General features: G+C 65.2%; 4 protein-coding genes and 1 pseudogene. 3 read left to right on the plus strand and 2 right to left on the minus strand.

All coding sequences use genetic code 11. From position 1 onward, the window contains the following. Both UP09_RS38550 and argG read left to right on the plus strand, forming a co-directional pair. A pseudogene (locus UP09_RS38550) lies at positions 1–246 on the plus strand (phosphatase PAP2 family protein); the annotation flags it as partial. 191 nt (positions 247–437) lie between these two features. After that, positions 438–1,775, plus strand: coding sequence for an argininosuccinate synthase (gene argG / locus UP09_RS16730; protein ID WP_044539342.1), 1,338 nt, complete (start codon positions 438–440; stop codon positions 1,773–1,775). 135 nt (positions 1,776–1,910) lie between these two features. Here argG and UP09_RS16735 read toward each other — a convergent pair whose 3' ends face one another. Further along, positions 1,911–2,498, minus strand: coding sequence for a TetR/AcrR family transcriptional regulator (locus UP09_RS16735; RefSeq protein WP_044539343.1), 588 nt, complete (start codon positions 2,496–2,498; stop codon positions 1,911–1,913). 97 nt (positions 2,499–2,595) lie between these two features. Here UP09_RS16735 and UP09_RS16740 point away from each other — a divergent pair, with 97 nt between their 5' ends. Further along, positions 2,596–2,961 carry a nuclear transport factor 2 family protein gene (locus tag UP09_RS16740; protein WP_044539344.1) on the plus strand — a complete coding sequence of 122 codons (366 nt, stop codon included), beginning with the start codon at positions 2,596–2,598 and terminating at the stop codon, positions 2,959–2,961. Positions 2,962–3,140: 179 nt separating this feature from the next. On the opposite strand, the gene UP09_RS16745 is transcribed toward UP09_RS16740, so the two are convergent. After that, positions 3,141–4,288: OmpA family protein (locus tag UP09_RS16745; RefSeq protein WP_245302012.1), on the minus strand; the 1,148-nt coding region annotated here is incomplete at its 5' end.

Consider the following 4,288-nt stretch of genomic DNA (forward strand, 5'->3'; position numbering starts at 1 on the left):
GTGTTCGGCATCACGACCAGCGGCTTGCGGATGGCGTTCGGGGGCCATTTTTTCACCGACGTCGCCATCGCCGGCCTGGTATCGTTCCTGGTGATCTGGCTGGCCTATGCCCTGATCTACCGCTGGGCCGCGACCCGCCTCACCGACGCCCAGGTCGACGCCGCGCTGACGCGGCTGGCCTGGCCCGGCTACCGGCTGACCCAGCGCTGGCGCGGCCGTGACGTCGGGCCGGCGCCGTCGGCCTAGAGCGTTTTCGAGCGAAGTGGATACCGGTTCGCGTAAAGAAAACGCGTCAAAACAAGAATCTAGAGCCCCGTTCCGATTCCATTGGAACGGGGCTCTAAGCACCGAGGCGCGATTAAACGCGTGCCCATCCCTTGGAAATTTGTTATTCGCGCAGCCAAACAGCCACCGATATCAGACCGATTGGACGCTCCATGAGTACGATCCTGAAAAGCCTGCCCAAAGGGGAAAAAGTCGGCATCGCTTTCTCGGGCGGCCTCGACACGTCAGCCGCGCTGCTGTGGATGAAGCAGAAGGGTGCCAAGGTCTTTGCTTACACCGCCAATCTCGGCCAGCCCGATGAAGCCGACTACGACGAGATCCCGCGCAAGGCGCTGGAGTTCGGCGCCGAGAAAGCCCGCCTCGTCGATTGCCGCACCCAACTGGTGCACGAAGGCATCGCCGCGATCCAGTCGGGCGCCTTCCACATCTCGACCGGCGGCCTCACCTATTTCAACACCACGCCGCTCGGCCGCGCCGTGACCGGCACGATGCTGGTTGCGGCCATGCAGGAGGACGGCGTCAACATCTGGGGCGACGGCTCGACCTACAAGGGCAACGACATCGAGCGCTTCTACCGTTACGGCCTGCTGACCAATCCGTCCTTGCGAATCTACAAGCCCTGGCTCGACCAGCAGTTCATCGACGAACTCGGTGGCCGCGCCGAAATGTCGGCATTCATGACCGCGCAGGGTTTTGCTTACAAGATGAGCGCCGAGAAGGCGTATTCGACCGACAGCAATCTGCTCGGCGCCACTCACGAGGCCAAGGATCTCGAAAGCCTCGACAGCGGCATCACCATCGTCAATCCCATCATGGGCGTGCCGTTCTGGCGCGACGACTGCGCCGTCAAGGCTGAGAAGGTCGTCGTGCGTTTCGACGAGGGCCAGCCGGTCGCGCTGAACGGCCAGAGCTTTGCCGATCCGGTCGCGCTGTTCCTCGAGGCCAACGCCATCGGCGGTCGCCATGGCCTCGGCATGAGCGATCAGATCGAGAACCGCATCATCGAGGCCAAGAGCCGCGGCATCTACGAAGCGCCCGCGATGGCGCTGCTGCACATCGCCTATGAACGTCTGGTCACCGGCATCCACAACGAGGACACCATCGAGCAATACCGGATCTCTGGCATGCGGCTTGGTCGCCTGCTGTATCAGGGCCGCTGGTTCGATTCACAGGCGTTGATGCTGCGCGAGACCGCGCAGCGCTGGGTGGCGCGCGCCATCACCGGCGAGGTGACGCTCGAGCTGCGCCGCGGTAACGACTATTCGATCCTGAGCACCGAGAGCCCGAACCTGACCTATGCGCCGGAGCGGCTGAGCATGGAGAAGGTGGAGGACGCCGCGTTCACGCCCGAACACCGTATCGGCCAGCTGACGATGCGCAACCTCGACATCTCGGATACCCGCGCCAAGCTCAAGCTCTACACGGAGAAGGGCTTGCTCTCGGGCGGCCAAGGCTCCGATATCTTCAAGCTCGAGAACGACAAGGGCTGAATTTCTCCGTCGTCCCGGCGAAGGCCGGGACCCATACGCCGCGGCCCTTGGAAAGGGCACAAGCGGCGTTACCTTTCTTCACCAACTTCATTCGGCGGTTATGGGTCCCGGCCTTCGCCGGGACGACGCGTAGATTCACTTCACCCTGAGCGCATCCAGCAGCGAGCGGAAGGCGCGCGCGTAATCGGTGCCGGCCTTGCCGATGTCGGGTCCGGCTGACACCGCGACCGCCGCTTCGGTCACCGCGCCGAGCAGCAGCCGCGCCAAAGGCTCGATCGGCTGCTTTGCGATCACGCCGGCCTCCATCGCCGCAGCGATGGCGCGGGGAAACTTGCCGCCGAAATGTTTGGCGTCGATCTCGCGCCAGCGTTCCCAGCCGAGCACCGCCGGGCCATCGCGTAAAATGATCTGGCCGGTCGGGCCCTTGGAGCAGGCCGCGAAATAGCCCTGCGTTCCCGCCGCCATCGCGGCGAGCGGATCGTTCTCGGCGCGCGAGATGCGGTCGAGATCGGCGACGAGGTCGAGCGAGACCTGCTCGAACACAGCTTCGAACACCGCCTCCTTGGTCGCGAAGTGATGATAGACCGCCCCCTTCGCCACGCGCGCGCCGGCGGCGATGTCGTCGATCGTCGTCGCCGCAAAGCCGCGCTCGCCGAAGATGCGGCGCGCCGCCTTGACGATTGCAGCTTTGGTCTTCTCGCGCCGCTCGGCCTGGGTTGCCATGACGCCTGTCTAGCGCAGTTCCGCCGCTCGGCCAATTGACTTACAGACTTGCAGTCGGTAAATACCGACCATTAGTCGGTAAGTAAGGAGATCGAGGATGCCTTCACTCAAGACCCTGCAGGCCTTCGCCGATACGGTCGAAGCCAACGACCATGTCGGCGCCATCAAAAATTTCTACGCGCTTGAGGCCCGCACCCAGGAAAATGACGGCGAATGGCGGGTCGGCCGCGAGGCGCTGGCGGCGCGCGAAGCCGCGGTGCTGGCGTCGGTTGCCGGCGTCAAGACCACGCGGCTCGGGCCGCTGCTGGTCGACGGTGATCGTGCCGCGATCTGCTGGCGGTTCGAGTTCACCGGCAAGGACGGCAAGGTCCGCAGCATGGAGGAAGTCGCCTGGCAGACCTGGCGCGGCGACGAGCTGATCGAGGAGCGGTTTTTCTACGATCCGCAGCAGATGGCGCGGTGACAAATTCGTAGCCCGGATGAAGCGTAGCGAAATCCGGGACGGTCCAACCACTGCCGAGAAAGCCCCGGATTGCGCTTCGCTTCATCCGGGCTACGCGGCTCGCTTTCAGGGGGAAGGGAAGGACAAACAAAAATGGCCGGGATCGCTCCCGGCCATTTTGTATCGTGCTTTGAGCCCGCTCAGCGCGGCGGAGGAGCCGCAGAGGCCTGGCCGCCATTGAGCAGCGGGGTGATGCGGCGGACGGTGACGCGCCGGTTGATGCGGCTCGGTCCGTCGGTCTGCTCCTTCAGATATTGCGAGCCATAGCCCTGTGACGTCAGGTTCTCGGCCGGCACATTGAACTGCTGCGTGAGCAGCTCGGCCGCGGATTGCGCACGGCGGTCGGACAGCGACAGATTGTCGGTGTCGTTGCCGGTTGCATCGGTATGGCCCTCGATCAGGAACACCTCGCGCGGATTGCGCTGGATCGCCCGGTTGAGGCCGTCGGCGATCGCCTGCAGCTTGGCCGCCTGATCCGGCGGAATCTCCCACGAGCCCGAGTCGAAGTTGATGCTGTTGACGTCGATCGACGGCATCAGCATGCGCACGTTCGGGCTGTAGCGGATTTCGTCGAGCGTATAGCGCCGCGCGATCCGGTCCACCGGCGGCGCCTCCATGGTGTCGTAGATTACGTCCGGCGCCGCACTGTCTGATTCGACGATGTAGCGATCGTAGGGGATGCGGACCACCGGCGGCGGCAGGTCGACATAGAAGCCGCCGACCGCGCCCGGATCGCGATAGGTGTTGTCGATGATGACGAGCTCGCGGCCGCCGGCATCCCTGCGGATCCGGCGCAGCATCTGGCCGTCGGGACCGACCACCGTGATGATCTCGCTGCCGTCGGGACGGATGATGACCGTGCGGGTCTCGCCGCCGACGGTCTCGGTGCGGATGTCGCGGGCGCCATAGCGGAAGCGATAATTATCGTCGCCGCGGACATAGGCCTGTCCGCCCGGATCGCGAATGATGATCCTGTCCGGCTCGGTGTAAATGGTGCGGCCGCCTTCGACGACCTCCTGCCGCTGGTTGTGCAGGTCGGCAATGGTCGCGCCGATGACGACGCCGGCCACCACGCCCGCACCGACCGCGGCGCCGATGGCGAGCGGCCTCAGATTGTCATGCCGCGGCGGTGGCGGCAGGGGTCCAGCGACCGTCGGCGCGGTCCGGAAGGCCGAGGAGACCGTCGGCGGGGCATATTGCGCTTTGCCGGGCGGTGGCGTCGCGGCCGCCGAGCCGGGGACGACACCCGGCGCTGCGGGGCCGCCAGGACGGATGAACGCTGCCGCCC

The organism is Bradyrhizobium sp. LTSP885 (assembly GCF_000938305.1).
Classification (GTDB): Bacteria; Pseudomonadota; Alphaproteobacteria; order Rhizobiales; family Xanthobacteraceae; genus Bradyrhizobium.